At 46.1% G+C, this 16,526-nt stretch carries 18 protein-coding genes and 1 pseudogene; 12 read left to right on the top strand and 7 right to left on the bottom strand.

Features of this window, described 5'->3' with window-relative positions; translation table 11 throughout:
• Positions 1 to 860: phosphatidate cytidylyltransferase (locus RMO35_RS03715; RefSeq protein ID WP_309738639.1), on the top strand; the 860-nt coding region annotated here is incomplete at its 5' end.
• 10 nt (positions 861 to 870) lie between these two features.
• On the opposite strand, the gene RMO35_RS03710 is transcribed toward RMO35_RS03715, so the two are convergent.
• The 5 genes from RMO35_RS03710 to RMO35_RS03690 form a co-directional block, all read right to left on the bottom strand.
• The gene (locus tag RMO35_RS03710) at positions 871 to 1,431 is read right to left on the bottom strand and encodes a hypothetical protein (RefSeq protein ID WP_309738638.1); all 561 of its coding nucleotides are present in this window, start codon (positions 1,429 to 1,431) and stop codon (positions 871 to 873) included.
• A gap of 178 nt (positions 1,432 to 1,609) precedes the next feature.
• Positions 1,610 to 2,641 carry a PRC-barrel domain-containing protein gene (locus RMO35_RS03705; RefSeq protein ID WP_309738637.1) on the bottom strand — a complete coding sequence of 344 codons (1,032 nt, stop codon included), beginning with the start codon at positions 2,639 to 2,641 and terminating at the stop codon, positions 1,610 to 1,612.
• 244 nt (positions 2,642 to 2,885) lie between these two features.
• Positions 2,886 to 4,049, bottom strand: a complete 1,164-nt coding sequence (locus tag RMO35_RS03700) for an LL-diaminopimelate aminotransferase (protein ID WP_309738635.1) — start codon at positions 4,047 to 4,049, stop codon at positions 2,886 to 2,888.
• A 205-nt stretch (positions 4,050 to 4,254) separates the two neighbouring features.
• On the bottom strand, positions 4,255 to 4,578 hold the full coding sequence (locus RMO35_RS03695; RefSeq protein ID WP_396135034.1) for a thioredoxin family protein: 324 nt from the start codon (positions 4,576 to 4,578) through the stop codon (positions 4,255 to 4,257).
• A 166-nt stretch (positions 4,579 to 4,744) separates the two neighbouring features.
• Positions 4,745 to 5,431: an HAD-IA family hydrolase gene (locus tag RMO35_RS03690; RefSeq protein WP_309738632.1), complete on the bottom strand. Its 687-nt coding sequence runs from the start codon at positions 5,429 to 5,431 to the stop codon at positions 4,745 to 4,747.
• Positions 5,432 to 5,789: 358 nt separating this feature from the next.
• On the opposite strand from RMO35_RS03690, the gene bchM reads away from it, so the two are divergent.
• From bchM to RMO35_RS03650, 8 genes and pseudogenes are all read left to right on the top strand, one after another.
• Entirely contained in the window at positions 5,790 to 6,473 is a 684-nt protein-coding gene (bchM, locus tag RMO35_RS03685; RefSeq protein WP_310415738.1) for a magnesium protoporphyrin IX methyltransferase, read from the top strand.
• Between the two features lie 41 nt (positions 6,474 to 6,514).
• Entirely contained in the window at positions 6,515 to 7,078 is a 564-nt protein-coding gene (locus tag RMO35_RS03680; protein WP_309738631.1) for a thylakoid membrane photosystem I accumulation factor, read from the top strand.
• A gap of 308 nt (positions 7,079 to 7,386) precedes the next feature.
• The gene (locus tag RMO35_RS03675) at positions 7,387 to 8,745 is read left to right on the top strand and encodes an ABC transporter substrate-binding protein (protein ID WP_309738628.1); all 1,359 of its coding nucleotides are present in this window, start codon (positions 7,387 to 7,389) and stop codon (positions 8,743 to 8,745) included.
• Positions 8,746 to 8,977: 232 nt separating this feature from the next.
• Positions 8,978 to 9,940 (top strand): annotated as a pseudogene (gene urtB / locus RMO35_RS03670) (urea ABC transporter permease subunit UrtB).
• 28 nt (positions 9,941 to 9,968) lie between these two features.
• Positions 9,969 to 11,054: an urea ABC transporter permease subunit UrtC gene (gene urtC, locus RMO35_RS03665; protein ID WP_309738627.1), complete on the top strand. Its 1,086-nt coding sequence runs from the start codon at positions 9,969 to 9,971 to the stop codon at positions 11,052 to 11,054.
• Between the two features lie 13 nt (positions 11,055 to 11,067).
• A complete protein-coding gene (gene urtD, locus RMO35_RS03660; RefSeq protein WP_309738626.1) occupies positions 11,068 to 11,829 on the top strand; it encodes an urea ABC transporter ATP-binding protein UrtD in 762 nt (253 codons plus the stop codon).
• Positions 11,819 to 12,517 carry an urea ABC transporter ATP-binding subunit UrtE gene (gene urtE, locus RMO35_RS03655; protein ID WP_309738625.1) on the top strand — a complete coding sequence of 233 codons (699 nt, stop codon included), beginning with the start codon at positions 11,819 to 11,821 and terminating at the stop codon, positions 12,515 to 12,517. The genes urtD and urtE overlap by 11 nt, the downstream gene beginning before the upstream one ends.
• A 167-nt stretch (positions 12,518 to 12,684) precedes the next feature.
• Entirely contained in the window at positions 12,685 to 13,503 is an 819-nt protein-coding gene (locus tag RMO35_RS03650; RefSeq protein ID WP_309738624.1) for an MOSC domain-containing protein, read from the top strand.
• A 63-nt stretch (positions 13,504 to 13,566) separates the two neighbouring features.
• Here the strand turns inward: RMO35_RS03650 and RMO35_RS03645 are convergent, their stop codons facing one another.
• Positions 13,567 to 13,728 (bottom strand): hypothetical protein, encoded by a 162-nt coding sequence (locus RMO35_RS03645; RefSeq protein ID WP_309738623.1) that lies wholly within the window; start codon positions 13,726 to 13,728, stop codon positions 13,567 to 13,569.
• Positions 13,729 to 13,831: 103 nt separating this feature from the next.
• On the opposite strand from RMO35_RS03645, the gene rfbB reads away from it, so the two are divergent.
• From rfbB to rfbC, 3 genes are read left to right on the top strand one after another with little or no spacing between them, the layout of a single operon-like run.
• A complete protein-coding gene (rfbB, locus tag RMO35_RS03640; RefSeq protein ID WP_309738622.1) occupies positions 13,832 to 14,899 on the top strand; it encodes a dTDP-glucose 4,6-dehydratase in 1,068 nt (355 codons plus the stop codon).
• Positions 14,896 to 15,768, top strand: a complete 873-nt coding sequence (gene rfbA / locus RMO35_RS03635) for a glucose-1-phosphate thymidylyltransferase RfbA (protein WP_309738620.1) — start codon at positions 14,896 to 14,898, stop codon at positions 15,766 to 15,768. The genes rfbB and rfbA overlap by 4 nt, the downstream gene beginning before the upstream one ends.
• Before the next feature lie 6 nt (positions 15,769 to 15,774).
• Positions 15,775 to 16,326, top strand: coding sequence for a dTDP-4-dehydrorhamnose 3,5-epimerase (rfbC, locus tag RMO35_RS03630; RefSeq protein ID WP_309738619.1), 552 nt, complete (start codon positions 15,775 to 15,777; stop codon positions 16,324 to 16,326).
• Here rfbC and RMO35_RS03625 read toward each other — a convergent pair.
• Positions 16,309 to 16,526 (bottom strand): sugar nucleotide-binding protein (locus RMO35_RS03625; protein WP_309738618.1); only part of this gene is annotated, 218 nt, incomplete at its 5' end. The genes rfbC and RMO35_RS03625 overlap by 18 nt on opposite strands.

The raw sequence follows: 16,526 nt of genomic DNA, 5'->3' as shown, positions 1-16,526 counted from the left end.
GAGTCATTAGTACCATCGTCGCGATCGCCGTAGCTTTATGTATGTTATTGCTAGGGAGCTGGTACTTTACGATCGGGATGTGTATTATCGTCTATCTCGGGCAAAGTGAGTATTTCAAACTCGTTCGCGCTAAAGGCATCGAACCAGCCAGCAAGATTACCTTAGTAGTAAGTCAAGTATTGCTGCTGGTGGGGGCAAGTGGCTCTGGAATCGACGATGCCCTATTTCCCGTCGCAGGTACCCTAATTTGCTTTTACCTGCTGTTCCTGCCCAAAATAGCCTCGATCGCGGACATTTCCACGTCCTTGTTCGGTCTATTTTATGGTGGTTATTTACCGAGCTTTTGGATTCGCTTGCGAGTAGGCTTCGATCCGCTCACGGCTCATACCTTTCCCTTTAGTACTGACTGGGCGGGATTATTAAGCACGTTAGATGTGAGCATTTTACCGCGTGCTTTCACCATTACCCTGCTGTCGTTTATGTGCATTATGGTGACAGATATTGGCGCTTACTTATTTGGCAAATGGCTCGGACGCACTCGCTTGTCCGAAATCAGTCCCAAAAAGACAGTCGAAGGCGCAATCTGTGGAATTATGAGCAGTATCGGGATGGGGATGGGTGGTGCCTGGGCGTTGCACTGGCATCACTGGTATATTGGTGGTATCGCGTTGGGCAGCTTGATTGGAATGACGAGTATGTTGGGCGATTTGACCGAATCGGTGATGAAGCGCGATGCCGGGGTGAAAGATTCGGGAGATCTGATTCCAGGGCATGGTGGTATGCTCGATCGCACCGATAGTTACATCTTTACCGCGCCGCTGGTTTACTACTTTGTCAAGTTAGTTTTACCAATGATTTAATGCCAGCGAACTAAGCTTCATTCCACAGTCTTTCTAATTGATATTGCCAAGCAGTCATCATTTCCGTGCGGATATCTTCAGTCGCACCGAGATCGCCCATGACACCTTCAGCATAAAATCTGTCGAGTGTTTGCATGGTTTGTGCGAGTGTATCTCCGCGTTGCTTGGCAATACTGACGATCGCTTTGACCTGTTTGGTGGCAAAATCTTGGAAAGCGCGATCGATGCCGACACGTTTGAGATCGATCGAGCGGTCGATCGCTGTATTAAAATCTTCAGTAGTTAGTCCCGCGACACTGTGCTGCCACACGCCCCACAATACCTCCTGATTTACCGCATAACGGGTCTCCATCGTGGCATCAAAGTTAGCAGATAGGAATTCTTCAACAAAGGTCATCGCATCGGCTGCGGGGGCAATCGGTACCAACATTCTCACCCAAGATTGTTGTGCGGACAAAATAATTAGCAGTCGATAATCTGGTGTATCGATCTGATATGACTCGTTATCGACGATTTTGAGTGTATCGCCAAAGCGGTTGGTGAGAAATGTCTGGATATCTGCTGGAGTCACAGGGTAGTAGGGGTAAGAGGTAAAAGGTAAAGGGTAAGAGGTAAAAGAGATCTGTAGTTTGGGTTGAAGAATGAAACCCAACATCCACACACGCGATTGATGAGGATGTTGGGTTTTCTCCTGGGGGAGAGGCTGCGCCAACGCGTTGCTTTACCCAACCTACATATTTCTATTTGGTTTAGCGTTGTTCTTCTTCCTGATATTCGACTTGATTGACGGTTTGAGGTAGATCTATTTTTTGGGAAGGTTCGGGTATATTGATTTTTTGAGGTTGATAGGCTGGCGATTGAGTATCTTTGCCCCACATGTCGTCATCGAGATCGAGGATTTCCTCATCTTCTAACTCAAGTGGCTTGGCAGGCGTGGAAATCGGCGTGTAGGGGACATCCTCATAAACTTTCGCCGTGCGAGGTTGTTCGCGAGCATCATTCCAGTTTTCGCCCTCGTCTTCATCGTCATAATATAGCGGCTGTTCGGCTTGAAGGCGTTGGGGTGGTAGTGGTGCAGCTTGCACTTCTTGCCAGTCGTCGTCCTCCCAGACGGTTTGCTCGACAGGGGGTGCGGCGCGTACTATCGGTTGCGGGGGAGCTAAAGGGACACCAGCGGGTAATTGATTTTCGGGACGGATGACAGCAGGACGGTAGCTGTATTCATCTTCCCACGGTGCTTTCCCAAGTCCGATCCGTTCGAGGAAGCCGACGGAGAGTTGTTCGAGACGTTCTTCGCAGCCTTCAAATACCATCAGCCGATTTGGCCCACTACTGACTACTTCATCGATCGAGAATTCATAAGTACTGATGACATTATCGGGAATCAATGGTATCCCAAAACTAGCGATAATAATCGAGGTTAATTTACCATCATCGCAGCTAAATTTGAAGCCCCGGACTTTTCCCAGCATGTCGCCAGTTTCGGTAATGACTTCACAACCGATTAAGTTGGTATAATTCTCTGGGTCGAGATCTTCGATCGCGTCATCATTGGGTACGAGAAGAACATCACCCATTTTTTCGATCGAGGACAGATACATATACTTTACCAGTCCCCCAGGTGCCGCCAGCCAGCCATCGCGTAAACCGAGCGCGACTACTTCACGACTGTCGATATCGACGAGCAGCTCTTTGACAATCCCCAGCCGTTTGCCAGTGTCTTTGGCAATGACTTGAATGTCGATCAGATCGGAGCGTTGACGAATCAGTTCGGATATCATAGTTGGCGGATTGGGTGCTGAATACGGGGTGCAGGCGATGGCAATCTATCCCTACCATTTTATCTCGGCGGCTGCTCACCTCTATTGTACGGTTTCCTCTACCATAAATTAGACTTCCTACGAAGGTCAGGGAAGAGGGAATAGGGGATGGGGGGAACTTTAAATGAAGACAATCCTAAACAAGATTGTATTTTTACTTTCCCAGGAAGTCTACAACCGATCGATCTCGATCGATATTTTCAGCCTATAAGAATTTTGCCATTCGATCGACGGCTAGTTGTAATTTTGCTGGTTCGTGTACCAGTGCAAATCTGACATAACCCTCACCAGACTTGCCAAAACCGACCCCTGGAGACGCGGCAACGCCAGTTTGACAGACTAGCTCAGTACAAAAATCGATCGAGCTGTGCGCCCATTTTGGCGGGAGTTTTGCCCAAATATACATCGTCGCTTCCGGTGTGGGCACTTCCCACCCGATGCGATTGAGAGCAGTGACAAAGGTATCGCGCCGCTGTTGGAACGTAGCGACTGTATCGCGAACGCAATTTTGGTCGCCAGTGAGTGCCGCCGCTGCACCGTGGAGGATGCCGAGATATTGATTAAAATCGACTACTGCTTTAACTTGACGCAAAGCTTGAATTAAGTCGCGATTGCCGATCGCATAACCGATTCTAAAGCCGCCCATATTATACGACTTCGACATCGTGAAAAACTCGATCGATACGCTTTTGTCGCGATCGGCCTGTAAGATCGAAGGTACCTGAAGATCGCTAAACACCAGATCTCCATATGGGAAATCATGCACCAATACGAGATCGTGCTGCTGACAAAAAGCGACTGCTTCCTCAAAGAAGGCTAGGGGCGCGATCGCAGTGGTAGGATTGTGCGGATAGCTCAACACCATCATCCGCGCTTTGGCAAGGGTTGCCGCTGGAATATCCGCCAGTACGGGCAAGAATCCATGTTCGGCTCGCAGGGGCATCGGATAAATTTCGCCTCCAGCTAGATATACACCGCCACAATGAGAAGGATAACCAGGATCCATCAACAACGCCACATCGCCAGGTTCGAGGATTGCCAGTGGTAAATGTGCTGTCCCTTCTTGAGAACCAATCAAAGGCAATACTTCCGTCTCTGGATCGACAATTACCCCATACTTATTTGTATACCAATTTGCCACGGCTTCGCGAAATAACCGCGTTCCATTAAATAACAAATAACCATGCGTACTCGGATCGATTAAGGCTGACTGAATTGCCGCAATTACATGCGGGGGAGTGGGCAAGTCAGATGAACCCAATGATAGATCGATTATCCCCTGTCCCAATGCCAGAGCGCGTCCCTTCGCCCGATCCATGTCAGCGAATACGTTACTTTTTAATGGTTGGAGTCGTTGGGAAAACTGCATCGGTTTAGGCTTTAGGGATTAGGCTTTAGGCTTTAGGGATTAGGCTTTGGACTTTGGATTTCAAGCTTTAGAAAATTAAAAAAAGGTAGGGTGGGCACTGCCCACCATCTATATTTTAGCCTATTACAATTTACTTTTAAAAGCGTAGCTGGCGATCGATCCTCGTGCCATAATTACCCTGATCGATCTCCTCTCACGATCGAGCCTAGAGATTGCTATCGAGAATGGTGGTAAGTTTATCTTTAGTAATGGCACCTTCTAAAGCATGAATGAGGGCATCACCTTTAAACAAGCGAATCGCGGGAACACCTTCTACCTTATAGGCTTTGACGGTTTCGGGATTGGGATCGATTTCCATTTTGACTACTTTAACTCGATCTTGGTAATTATTCGCAATCCAGTCGATCGATGGTGCCACTAACCGACAAGGCCCGCACCATGCCGCCCAGAGGTAAACTAGTACAGGTAGCTCTGCTTGTAAAACTTCACTTTCAAATTGTGCATCATTGATGACTGTAACGCTACTCACTTTGATAAACTCCGCAAACGATCGTAAAGATATTATTACCCTCTAGATTAGAGCAAAACGCAGCTCAGCGGTAGGGGATGGAGAATAGGCTTTGGGTTTTAGGTTTTAGGGGAAGGGGAAAGGGGAAAGGAAATATCTCCCCGTCCCCCCATCTTCCATCTCCCATCTAACTCCGATTCAACCAAATCGCTGTCAAGCCAGCCTTACCCGCACCGAGATAGTCATCTTCCAGGCTATCGCCGATGTGCCATGCCGATTGCGGCGGACATCGATGTTTTGCCAAAGCTGCTGTGAAGATTTCCAGTTGGGGTTTGGCTGCACTGACTTCGGTAGAGATCGTCACTGTTGAAAAATAGGGAGCCAATTCCAACACTTCGAGAACGGTGTGCAGCCGCGAGTCAAAGTTAGATATGATAGCCAATTTTACGCCCGATTGCTGCCATTGACTCAGAGCGGGTATTACATCGGGATAGATTTCCCACGCTGCTGCTGTTGCAAAGTACCGATATAAGTCTTGAAAAAACAGATCGAAATCCTCAAATTGTTCGATGGCTCCCACGGCGGTGAATGTCTGACGATTGATTTCTCGCCACCACTGATATTCATGTGCGGGGATATCTGAAGTGGGAACGCCTGGAAAGATACAGGGGGTGGAGTTTTGGAAAGCTGAATAAAAGTATTTGTTCAGTAAATCTGGCAGACATTTAACGCCATATTTACCCGCAATTTCACTATATATATGTCCGACACTACCCCTAACTCCAAACAGCGTCCCAAAAGCATCGAGACAAATAACCGTTGGTAGTGCCAGGGAATTGGGAATATCTAGGAGTGTAGAGTAATGATGTTGCATACAATGAAGCGATCGATATTCAAAGCCAATTAGCAGACAAGTGTTTCTTCCGTAGGTTGGATTGTGATACCTGCTGTTGCAGAAGCTCCGCTAACGGCTACCACTCATCAGACCCGATCGAGCATAACATTACAAGTACTCCGAAATAAAGATCTCGATCGCGAAGTTAGGACAATTATTCAGCCGATAAGCTCATTTAATCCGCTGATAATTGTGGAGAGTCAATTACCACAAGATATCCTCTTCTGGATTGATGTTGTTAAGTAAGCGAAACGAACGACCATTCACCTACCCTTCACCCCCGATCGCCTGCTATAGTGATTTACCGTTAGGATTAAAATTTATAATAAAAATTTTCATGGACGCGATCGACGATAAGGCAGTAGTCAAAGAATATTTTAATAATACGGGATTTGAGCGATGGCAGCGGATTTATGGTGATGGTGAGGTAAATAAGGTACAGCTCGACATCCGCACCGGGCACCAGCAGACTGTTGACACGCTGTTGGAGTGGTTGGATGCAGATAATAACCTGACGGGATTATCCATCTGCGATGCGGGCTGCGGTACTGGTGTGTTGAGCATTCCGCTGGCGGAGCGCAAAGCTGTCGTCAGTGCTAGCGATATTTCGGAGAAAATGGTCGGCGAAGCCAAGGAAATCGCCGCCAAAATCTTTGGGAATAATGATAATCCGAGTTTCAGTGTGAGCGATCTCGAAAGCTTGACTGGTAGTTACCATACAGTTATCTGTTTGGATGTATTAATTCATTACCCGCAAGCAAAAGCGGCTGAAATGATTTCGCATCTGGCTTCGATGGCACAATCGCGACTGATTATTAGTTTCGCACCTAAGACTCCTTATTTTAGCCTACTCAAAAAGATTGGCAGTTTTTTTCCTGGTGCGAGTAAGGCGACTCGTTCTTATCTACATAAAGAAGTGGATATTGTCAAGATTTTGGAAGCCCAAGGTTTTAGGATCGATCGCAAGGCAACTACCAAAACTAGCTTTTATTTCTCGTGGATGCTCGAAGCTGTAAAGTAGCTACTTAGATTTTGAATTGTTCTCACTCTTATACGCCTAAAATGTTAGCTAAATACTTGAAGTCCAGATGGCGATCGCTAATAACTGCGATCTTGATTTTTGCCTGTTCTTTTCTATTCGCTCATCCAACTCTCGCCGGGATTGAGGATGACAAATATGATGGTAATGTTTTTGTCTTGTACGCTGGTAATGGCTCGCTAGTACCTGCCAAAATTTCGCTTGCAGACTCTTTAAAAGCGAGTAAACCAGCGATAATAGTTTTTTATGTGGATGATAGTACTGACTGCAAAAAATACTCCACCACATTCTCGCAGCTTCAAGGTTACTATGGCAAAGCCGCCAGCTTTATTCCTGTAACTGTCGATAGTCTCGCCCTGGATAAAAAGTATCCAGATACTGAAGCTGGCTATTACTATGGTGGTACGGTTCCGCAAACTGTCATTGTCGATAAACAAGGTAAGGTTCGACTGAATGAAGCAGGGATATTATCATTTGAAAAAGTGGATGATGCCATGCGAGAGGTTTTTGATTTATTACCACGTAAAGACTCAGTAGAACTCAAGCGACGGAGTTTTAATGAGTTCAATAGCGAATTATCAAAGTAACTTGATTTCGGGTAGATAACTGATAATTTTGGTACTAAACAATATTAATATTTGTAATGTTATGCTAATTTTTTACGTTTAATGTATTTCTAACAGACAATTTAAGTTATTTAGGAAGTTCCTAATTTGATAGTCGCCTGAAAATGGATGTCTATGTATCTCCGATCGCTTCGAGCTGTAGTAACTAAGCCATCAGTCTAAATCTTTACAAAACCTGGTGGTTTTGTATTGTAAAATACACAGTTGATGGAGTGTTGGTACTAATATTTCATCTAAACAAGCGTGTGTGAAGAGTAAATTTAAGCTATATGGCAAATCAGTTTGGACGGCGGAGATTTATTATTTTGGGTGGTGCTGGCGTCGCAGGGACTCTGCTACTCAAGGCTTGTAGTAACTCAACCACTCCTACCACTAATCCGAGTGCCGCTCCTGCCGGAGATGGTAAAGGGATTAAGGTAGGTGTGATGTACTCCACGACGGGTTCGATCGCGATCGTTGAAAAATCCCTACAAGATGCGACATTTCTCGCGATCGATCAAATCAATGAAGGAACAGGCCCTTGGGCTGGCAAGAAAGGCATCAATGGCCAAATGCTAGAAAAAGTAGTTGTCAACCCTGACTCCAATTGGGATTTATACAACCAAATGTCTAAGCGACTAATTGACGAAGACAAGGTTGTCTGTGTACTGGGTTGCTACACTTCAGCTAGCCGTAAATCAGTCTTGCCAGTGTTTGAAGAGAAAGATAGACTGCTTTACTACCCTGTCTACTATGAAGGGAATGAATGTAGCTCTAACGTTTTCTATACCGGGGCGGCACCGAATCAACAAATCACCGATTCGATTCCTTACTGCATCAAAAACTTTGGTAAAAAAGGCTTCTTTATCGGTTCTGACTACATCTATCCCAAAGAAAGTAATCGGATTGCCAAAGCCGAGCTAGTCGCTGGTGGCGGTACGGTTGTTGGTGATGAATATGCAGCACTGGGTACGACTGAGTTCATTACGATTATTAACAAGATCAAGCAAGCAAAGCCTAACTTTATCTTGAGTAATCTCGTCGGCGATAGTATTCCCGCTTTTTATAAGCAGCTTAAGGATGCTGGAATTACGTCTAAAGAGATTCCGATCATGGCGTTTCCCACCACAGAAGAAGAAATTCAGGCGATGGGGCCAGAATTCGCGGAAGGACACTTTAGTAGTTTCAACTATTTTCAGACAGTCGATACACCTGAAAATAAGGCATTTGTGGAACAATTTCGGGCGAAATTTGGCAACGAGCGCGTGACTAATGGAGTCATGGAAGCTGCCTACATCCAAACCTTTTTCATGGCACAGGCGATGGAAAAATGCGCCAAAGAAAAGAAAGAGTTTACTACTGCAAATCTGCGCGAAGCAACCAGAGGGCAAGAGTTTAAGGCTCCGCAAGGCACGGTCAAATCCGATCCAGACAATTATCATACATACCTTTATTCCCGGATTGGCAAGTGGAAGGCTGATGGACAAGCCGAAATTGTCTTTGCGACCAAGGCTGCGGTGAAGCCGATTCCGTGGAGTCAAGCACTGTATAAGGGTCGGATGTGCGTTCACAAGACCCCAGATACTCGTGCCAGTTCGATCGTCGAGACCAAGAAACCCATTCCAGTTGCCTTCTTAGACAAACCGTAAACTGCGAGCAATTAACAAACAATCGCTGATTCTGCGCGGAATCAGCGATTATGTAGCAATCTTATTCGATCGATCGGAATACTGTAAGATATATTTTTCCATTTGTAGGTCTGCATTGACCTAGTAATAGGCTTCAAGGCAGAAGGGTAACGCAGCAAACATAATATCTGAATTAAGATTGCTACATTGATTTAACATTTACAAAACACGACACGATTTAGGTCGGGAAAATATGAACGTTTTGCCATTTAATGCCATATCTTCGTTAGTGTACCTAGCCCAAGCTAGCCCGCCAGCAAAAGATCTCGATCCGGTAGCAATTACCAACCAACTTTTAAATGGGGTGGGGATTGTTGGTATTCTGCTACTGACAGGATTGGGACTATCGATTACGTTTGGGGTAATGCGGATTATTAACCTCGCGCATGGTGAATTTATCATGCTCGGTGCGTATACAACCTTCGTACTGCAAAGCAATTTTAAAATGGACTTGTAGATGACAATTCCAATTTATTTTTTGTTTACAGCCCTAGTCGGCGCACTGGTGGAAGTCACGATCGTCCGGCGACTATATGGACGCGCGATTGAAACTTTACTAGCTACTTGGGGACTAAGTATCGTCCTCCAAGGTGTGGTGAAGCTGATTTTCACTGCCCAACTCAAGTACGTCAGGGCACCGTCATACATTCGCGGCAACTGGACACCATTCACCATCGGCGGACAAGCGATCGAAATTTCCTATTACCGCTTGTTTATCATCTTTATGGCACTGCTGCTGTTGGGAATCACGGCTTACTTGCTCTACGGTACGACATTGGGTAGAGAAGTCCGCGCAGTGACTCAAAATCGCGAAATGGCAAGGTGTTTGGGTGTAAATACCAGTCTGGTAGATATGCTCACATTTGCTTATGGCTGCGGGCTAGCCGGAGTAGCCGGAACAGTTATTGCTTCGCTCAAGAGTGTCGCCCCAGGGATGGGACAAGATTACCTGGTAGATGCCTGGATGACTGTGGTGGCTGGCGGTGTGGACAAGTTAATCGGCGTGTTGGCGGGTGCGGTGTTGATTGGCGAATCAAATGCCGCGATCGCATATCTAATCAACGATCCTACCGCGAGAGTTATCGTTTTAGCTGCGGTAATCGTCCTAATTCGCTATCGCCCCGAAGGTCTATTTACAGTTCAGAAACGCGGTTAAAATCTCCACCCTCTACCCTCTAAATCCAATGGCACAAGCACTCGGTCAAGTTCAACAGTCAAGCTTTATTCCTAAGAAATGGCAGATTATCAATTTAGTAGCTTTACTGATATTTATAATTTTCCCATTTGTAGCTGGCACCTTTCAGACTAACTTGATGGCAAAATTGCTGTTGTATGGTGTTTTAGGTGTCTCACTCGATCTAGTCTGGGGATTCACTGGGATTTTGAGCTTTGCCCACGGGGTCTTTTTTACTTTGGGAGGATATGCGATGGCATATTATCTCAAGCTAAATCTATCTGCTACTGCCAATAATTATGGTGGCAATATCCCCGATTTTATGGTCTGGAATGGCTTAAAAGAGTTGCCTTGGTTTATTGCGCCTTTACAGTCTTTTCCAATTGCAGTTATCGCGACGATCGCGATTCCAGCAGGTTTTGCTTATGCGATCGGATGGTTTATTTTTCGGTCTAAAGTTAGCGGTGTATATATTACCGTAATTACGCTGGCGATCGCGTCAGCATTGACTACTTTCTTTGTCAGTCAGCAGGCTTATACAGGCGGTACAAATGGGATTACCGATGTCTCGAAGCTGATTTTGTTTGGGATAACCGTGCCGCCAATTGGCATCTATTATATTATTCTGACTTTTGCAACTTTGACGATCGCGGGTAGCTGGTGGCTGACAAAATCTAACTTTGGATTGATTCTGCGATCGATTAAAGAGAACGAGAAACGGATTTCATATTTGGGCTATGATGTTGCTAATTTTAAGATTTTTGTCTGGACGCTTTCTGCAGGGATTGCTGGTATCTGCGGTGGTTTGTTCGTACCGCTGAACAATTTTATTTCACCAGTATATCTAGGGGTGGCGTTTGGAACTCAGATCGTGATCTGGGTCGCTGTTGGCGGACGCGGTACGCTATTTGGGCCAGTTATTGCCGCGATTTTGCTCGGACAGCTCCAAAATTCAGTCGATCGCATTACCCAAGATTGGCAGTTGATTGTAGGGGTAATCCTGATGGGGGTGGTGCTATTTCTGCCAGACGGATTGATGAGCTTGTTACCAAAGAAGCTACTTGCGAGTGGTGCTAATAAATTAGAGAAAACTTAAAATCAAACGTATCATGAATTCGCAAGCGTCTGTTTTATCAGTCAAAGATCTCAAGGTAGTTTTCTCTGGTTTCAAAGCACTTAAAGGCGTCGATCTAGAGGTAGGTAACAATGAAATTGTGACGATTATCGGCCCGAATGGAGCTGGTAAAAGTACATTACTCGATGCGATCGTGGGGAAATCTCCGGTAGCTTCAGGACATGTTTATTATCAAGGTCAGGAGATTACCAATAAAAGCCCCCATGAGATTGCCCGGATGGGCATCGGTCGCAAATTTCAAAACCCTAATGTTTATAACGAGCTGTCAGTATTTGACAATATTTTACTGGCTCTCAAAGGTACTCACGGTGTGTTTTCATCCATCAAAGCTAAACTCACAACTGCTAAGAAAGATAAAATTATCAGCGTACTCGATCGCATTGGTTTGTTAGAACAAGGCTATGCTAAAGTTGCCTCTTTATCACACGGGCAAAAACAGTGGGTCGAGATCGGGATGGTACTCGCTCAAGATCCAGCCGTGGTTTTACTCGATGAACCAACGGCGGGGATGACTGCTGATGAAACCTATGCGACTGGCGAAATCATCAAGACAATTGCCACCAGCCACTCTGTAGTAGTCATCGAGCATGATATGGAATTTGTCAAACAAATCGCTCAACGACTCGTTGTCCTCCACCAAGGTGAAAAATTGACCGAAGGCTCCGTCGCGGAAGTCCAATCAAATCCCAAAGTAATTGAAGTATATTTAGGACGCGAACAAATCGATGCTGCTTGAAGTAAATGATGTGACTGTTTCTTACGGACAAACACCCGTTTTGTTTGGTGCTAATCTGGCTGTTAATCAAGGTGAGATTGCTTGTATCCTCGGACGCAATGGTGTGGGTAAAACCACGCTCTTACGCAGCATCATTGGCTTAAATAAGGTGATATCGGGCAATATTATCTTTGATATTCAAAATATCACGCGGTTGCCGATCTTCAAACGTGCCCGTGCGGGGATTGCCTATATTCCCCAAGGTCGAGAAATTATTCCCTATCTATCGGTGCTGGATAATCTCAAGCTGGGACTGTCGGCTGGCAAGCAAAAATCGAGTAAGATTCCCCATGAAATTTTCGAGTTTTTTCCGATGCTCAAGCAGCATCTGAATCGTCAAGGCGGTTTGCTCAGTGGCGGACAGCAGCAGCAATTAGCTATTGCCAGAGGATTAGTGAGCGATCCGAAGATTATGTTGCTAGACGAACCAACAGAGGGCATTCAGCCGTCGATCGTGCAAGAAATTGAGGAGACTTTGAAGCGGATCAATCGGGAGAAAGGTATTACTTTAATAGTCGTCGAGCATAAGGTTGATTTCGTGCGGCAGATCGCTGACAAGTTCTTCATTATGGAGAAGGGTGTCGTGGTAGTAGATGGCGCAACAGCCGAGCTGACTGACGATCTATTTCATAAGTATCTTGCTGTTTAGGGTTAGATAGTTACCTTACGGGGATGATATTGAAGTTGCTGCATAGTCCCTTTACCCCACCCCAACCCTCCCCTTATAAAGGGGAGGGAGCTAAAGCCCCCCTTTATAAGGGGGGTTGGGGGGGTAAACCAACCTCAAACGAAGTCTAGCGAATTAGGGGGACAGTTATGACTCGGACTTTAGTAGGCAAAGTTGTCTCACTGTGGCGGTATCCAGTCAAATCCATGTTGGGCGAACGATTAGATGCTGTAGAAGTAACACCCACAGGTTTGCTGGGCGATCGATCCTATGCCCTCTGGGATCGCCAAACTCAGAGGATTGCTAGTGCCAAAAATCCTAAAAAATGGGCGAAATTGCTAGAATTTCAAGCGACATTTATAGAATCGCCCCAAACTCAAGCAGCGATGCCGCCCGTGAGATTTGCACTACCGGATGGTAATGAGGCTAACAGCGATGATAGTCAGATCGATCGTATTCTGTCCCAATTTCTAGGGCGAGATGTAGATTTATTGACTGCGGTGCCAGAAACACCCAGTCTCGACCAATATTGGCCAGATCTCGAAGGCGCGGCAAACCGAGATACAGTTACGCAATTATTTATGCCCGCTGGCACTTTTTTTGATTCCTGTCCGATTCATGCGGTGACGACTGCAACCTTAGCGCGATTACAGCACCTGTATCCTGAAGGAAAATTTGAGCCAGCGCGGTTTCGTCCCAATATTCTCATCGAGCCAACAGCGGCTGAAAGCACCTTTATCGAAAATGACTGGGTGGGTAGGCAGATGAGCATTGGTGATAAAGTGTGCCTGAGCATCGATACCGCCTGTCCGCGCTGCGTAGTGACGACGGTTGCCCAGTCCGATTTACCGACTGACTTGAATATCTTACGGACGACGGCACAACATAATAACTCGATCGCAGGCATCCGCGCTTCTGTCTTGCGAGCTGGGAGCATCCAGTGTGGAGATCTAATTTGGTTAGAGTAAAAAGACTGGCAGTAGAATAGCTCGCTGGATGCGATGGTGAGAATCGCGATCTTTAGCTCGATCTCATTGGACATTTATCTGTGCGATCATCGCTCGATCGTTTATATAGCGATCGAGGAGTCCGATCTTGGGTATTCTAATGAGGATACCCGTGGGAATTGCTGCTGGGTAGCTGTGATGTAGATCGCTGGCTACATGCAAATATGTCAGCAAATCGATCGCCAATTTTAAGACTTTTAACTCAATTTGCCAACAGCAGTTTTGAGAAGCTTTTATTTGACAGATCGACTGTTATATTTGACGTAGATCGTTCACTAATGTAGAAATAATGAGTAAAAATTATATTTTAGTTACAGGTGGAGCCGGATTTATCGGTTCTAACTATGTCTCGCTAATCCTCAACTCTAGCGATGTCTCCGTTATTAATTTAGATAAATTGACTTACGCTGGGAACCTCGCGACGATCGAGCAGTTCGCCAATAGCGATCGACATATATTCGTCCAGGGTGATATCGGAGATCGTCAACTCATCGATAAATTACTTACTGAATATCAACCTCAAGCAATCGTCAACTTTGCCGCTGAAACTCATGTCGATCGATCGATCGATGGGCCAGCAAGTTTCATTGAGACTAATATTAATGGTACCTTTAATCTGTTAGAGTGCGCTCGTCAGTATTGGAAAGCACTCGCAGATACCGCACAGGCGAAATTTCGCTTTCTGCACATCTCTACTGACGAAGTATTTGGCTCCCTGACTGCTGATGAGCCAGCCTTTACCGAACTCACCCCCTACACGCCTAATAGCCCGTACTCTGCATCCAAAGCTAGTTCCGATCATCTCGTGCGATCGTACTTTCACACTTACGGACTCCCGACTCTCATCACCAATTGCTCCAATAATTATGGCCCCTATCAGTTTCCTGAAAAACTGATTCCGCTGACGATCCTCAATGCTTTAGCGGGTAAACCTTTGCCGATCTATGGTGACGGTCAAAATGTCCGCGACTGGCTCTATGTAGAGGATCACTGTCTGGCGATCGCCTTAGTCCTAAATAAAGGTACCATTGGTGAAACTTATAATGTCGGCGGCAATGCCGAACGTGATAATCTGTGGCTAGTCAAACAGCTCTGTGCGATTTTAGACGAACTCTTACCTACCTCGCCCAATTGTCCGCACGATCGACTGATTGAATTCGTCAAAGATCGCCCCGGACACGATCGCCGTTACGCGATCGATTTTACCAAGCTCCATCAGCAACTCGGTTGGGAACCCCAGCAAGATATCAGTTCTGGCTTGCGCCGTACCGTCCAATGGTACATCGATAACCAAGCTTGGTGTCAAACCGTCACTGCTAATAAATATCAGCAACAACGCTTGGGAGTAACAGCATGAAAGGAATTATTTTAGCTGGCGGCTCTGGTACGAGGTTATATCCCTTGACGCGGGTGATTTCCAAACAATTGATGCCGATCTATGACAAGCCGATGATTTATTATCCCTTGTCTACCCTGATGCTCGCGGGGATCCAGGAAATTTTGATTATTTCCACCCCCCATGATTTGCCCCTATTTGAAGAGTTATTGGGTGATGGCTCAAATCTCGGTTTGACGATTAGTTACGCGCCACAGCCCAAGCCAGAGGGCTTAGCGCAAGCTTTTATCATCGGCAAAGAATTCATCGGCAATGACTCGGTGGCGCTGATCTTGGGCGATAACATTTTTTATGGCGATAGCTTGAGCGTCAGCCTTCAGCAAGCCGCTAACTTGACGAAAGGGGCGATGGTGTTTGGCTACTATGTCAGCGATCCGGCGCGGTATGGCGTGGTGGAATTCGATTTTGAAGGTGCAGCAGTTTCGATCGAGGAAAAGCCACTCAAACCCCGATCGAATTACGCCGTCACTGGTTTGTATTTTTATGACAATCAAGTTGTCGATATCGCCCACAGTATCGCTCCCTCGGCTCGCGGCGAACTGGAAATCACCTGTGTCAACCAAAAATATCTAGATATGGGACAACTCAGAGTTGATAAACTCAGTCGCGGTACAGCTTGGCTGGATACGGGTACTCACCATAGTTTGCTGCAAGCTTCGGTGTTTGTCGAAACGATCGAACAACGCCAAGGTTTAAAGATTGCCTGTATCGAAGAAGTTGCCTTTCGGATGGGTTACATCGGTGCCCCAGAGTTAGTGACGATCGGCAATACGATGGCTAAAAATGATTACGGTCAATATCTGCTCAAATTAGCTACAGAAGGAATCTAGTCGATCGTGGAAATTTTTCAAACTGCTCTCCCAGAAGTCATCGTTTTTGCCCCGCCAGTATTTAGCGATAGTCGGGGCTATTTCTTGGAAACTTATCAACAGCAAAAGTATGCCGATATCGGTATTCCCCATCCCTTCGTCCAGGATAATCAATCCTACTCGACCAAACATGTGCTGCGGGGCTTGCATTTCCAACTCAAGCACCCCCAGGGCAAATTAGTCCGCGTCACCCAGGGGGAGGTCTTTGATGTCGCCGTCGATATCCGTCGCAATTCGCCCACTTTTGGCAAATGGCATGGGGAAATCTTATCGGCTGAGAATAAAAAGCAGATGTATATTCCCGAAAATTTTGCCCACGGGTTTTGCGTACTGAGCGATAGTGCCGAGTTTTTATACAAGTGTACGGATTTTTATGTACCTGGGGATGAGGCCGGTTTGATCTGGAACGATCCTCAGCTCGCGATCGATTGGCCGATCGACACACCGATCTTATCGGCCAAAGACGCGATTTTACCCAAGGTTGATGCCATTATGGATCTGTTACCATCTGGCAAATAACTGCCCCAAACTTGAGTCCCAAGCGGGTAGCTGCACGCCAAATTCAGCTAAGACCTGGCGATTATCCAAGACCGAGTAAGCCGGACGTTGGGCGGGGGTGGGATAATCGCTAGCGGGAATCGGGATGATGTCTTTGACCAGGAGCGGTCGATCGGGAAATTGCATGCGATACCGATCAACAATCTCACTGGCAAACCCGT

The organism is Chamaesiphon sp. OTE_20_metabat_361 (genome assembly GCF_031364565.1).
Note: the sequence above shows the minus strand (reverse complement) of the source record. Positions and strands in the feature narration are given on the sequence as shown.

Bases quoted from the DNA above. Each gene is read 5' to 3' on its own strand.
- RMO35_RS03705 (WP_309738637.1), bottom strand. From the start codon at position 2,641: ATGATATCCGAACTGATTCGTCAACGCTCCGATCTGATCGACATTCAA.
- RMO35_RS03700 (WP_309738635.1), bottom strand. From the start codon at position 4,049: ATGCAGTTTTCCCAACGACTCCAACCATTAAAAAGTAACGTATTCGCT.
- RMO35_RS03690 (WP_309738632.1), bottom strand. From the start codon at position 5,431: ATGCAACATCATTACTCTACACTCCTAGATATTCCCAATTCCCTGGCA.
- bchM (WP_310415738.1), top strand. From the start codon at position 5,790: ATGGACGCGATCGACGATAAGGCAGTAGTCAAAGAATATTTTAATAAT.
- RMO35_RS03680 (WP_309738631.1), top strand. From the start codon at position 6,515: ATGTTAGCTAAATACTTGAAGTCCAGATGGCGATCGCTAATAACTGCG.
- RMO35_RS03675 (WP_309738628.1), top strand. From the start codon at position 7,387: ATGGCAAATCAGTTTGGACGGCGGAGATTTATTATTTTGGGTGGTGCT.
- urtC (WP_309738627.1), top strand. From the start codon at position 9,969: ATGGCACAAGCACTCGGTCAAGTTCAACAGTCAAGCTTTATTCCTAAG.
- urtD (WP_309738626.1), top strand. From the start codon at position 11,068: ATGAATTCGCAAGCGTCTGTTTTATCAGTCAAAGATCTCAAGGTAGTT.
- urtE (WP_309738625.1), top strand. From the start codon at position 11,819: ATGCTGCTTGAAGTAAATGATGTGACTGTTTCTTACGGACAAACACCC.
- RMO35_RS03650 (WP_309738624.1), top strand. From the start codon at position 12,685: ATGACTCGGACTTTAGTAGGCAAAGTTGTCTCACTGTGGCGGTATCCA.
- rfbB (WP_309738622.1), top strand. From the start codon at position 13,832: ATGAGTAAAAATTATATTTTAGTTACAGGTGGAGCCGGATTTATCGGT.
- rfbA (WP_309738620.1), top strand. From the start codon at position 14,896: ATGAAAGGAATTATTTTAGCTGGCGGCTCTGGTACGAGGTTATATCCC.